Source organism: Acidovorax cavernicola (assembly GCF_003581445.1).
On sequence record NZ_QXMN01000231.1, the window covers coordinates 1 to 1,279 of the forward strand.

Sequence of the window (1,279 nt, forward strand, 5' to 3'; positions counted from 1 at the left end):
AGATAGAGCTACTGTATTTGAATTGTTTGTGTCCATAAACTGCTTCGGAAGTGCAGAACTCGTGCCTTTTACGCAAAAGTGGGCGCGCAGGCCCTGGCGCCCAGGTATCTGTGCGCCGCCGCCGGGCTTTGTCTCCATAATCCGGGCATGGACAAACTCAAGGCGTTCGAGTCATTCGTGTCAGTGGCCACCAAGGGCAGCCTCACGGCCGCGGCCAAGGCCGAAGGCGTGGCCCCGGCCATCATGGGGCGGCGGCTCGATGCGCTGGAAGAACATCTGGGCGTCAAGCTCATGGTGCGCACCACGCGGCGCATCTCGCTGACGCACGAGGGCAGCGCTTTTCTCGAGGACTGCCAGCGCCTGCTGTCGGACGTGGCCAACGCCGAGGCCAGCGTCTCGGCGGGCGGCGTCAAGGCCACGGGCCATTTGCGCATCACCGCGCCCGCGGGCTTCGGCCGGCGCCATGTGGCGCCGCTGGTGCCGCGCTTTCGCGATCTGCACCCCGAAGTCAGCATTTCGCTGAACCTCAGCGACCGCGTGGTGGATCTCGCGGGCGAAGGCTTCGACTGCGCGGTGCGCGTCGGCGACCTGCCCGATTCGTCGCTGGTGAGCGTGCGCATCGCCGACAACCGGCGCCTGTGCGTGGCGACGCCGGCCTATCTTGCGCGCCGCGGCACGCCCGGTCACCCCAGTGAATTGGCGCAGCACGATTGCCTCACGCTGTCGAGCGATGCGTCCCAGACCCGGGGCTGGGCATTTCGCATTCCGCAGCCCGATCAGAGCACGCACGACGTCGTGCATTTCAAGTCGGGCGGGCCGCTCGACTGCTCGGACGGGCAGGTGCTGCATGATTGGTGTCTGGGCGGCTGGGGCATCGCCTGGCGCAGCACCTGGGAAGTCGAGGCCGAAATCGCCGCCGGCCGGCTGGTGCCGGTGCTCGAGGAATTCGCCGCGCCGCCCAACGGCATCTATGTGGTCTTCCCCCAGCGCAAGCACATGCCGCTGCGCGTGCGGCTGTGGATCGACTATCTGAAGCACCATTACCAACAAGCTGAATTCTGGAAAAACGGAGTTGCCCCATGACCTTTGAAGCCACGCTCGCTGCCTTGCATATTCTCGCCGTCCTGACCCTGGTGGTCTTCCTGTCCAGCCAGGCGGCGCTGTGCCGTGCGGAATGGATGAATGCCGCCGTGGTTCGACGGCTCGCGCGGCTGGACCTGATCGACGGCCTGGCGGCGCTGCTGCTGCTGCTTACCGGGCTCGCGCGGCTGTACTGGGG

2 protein-coding genes are annotated in these 1,279 nt (G+C 66.1%); both read left to right on the forward strand.

The window, feature by feature from the left end; translation table 11 throughout:
• The first annotated feature begins 147 nt into the window (after nt 1-147).
• The gene (locus D3H34_RS32780; RefSeq protein ID WP_119558878.1) at nt 148-1,083 is read left to right on the forward strand and encodes a LysR family transcriptional regulator; all 936 of its coding nucleotides are present in this window, start codon (nt 148-150) and stop codon (nt 1,081-1,083) included.
• On the forward strand, nt 1,080-1,279 hold a 200-nt coding region (locus D3H34_RS32785), incomplete at its 3' end, for a DUF2214 family protein (RefSeq protein ID WP_119558879.1). The genes D3H34_RS32780 and D3H34_RS32785, both read left to right, overlap by 4 nt.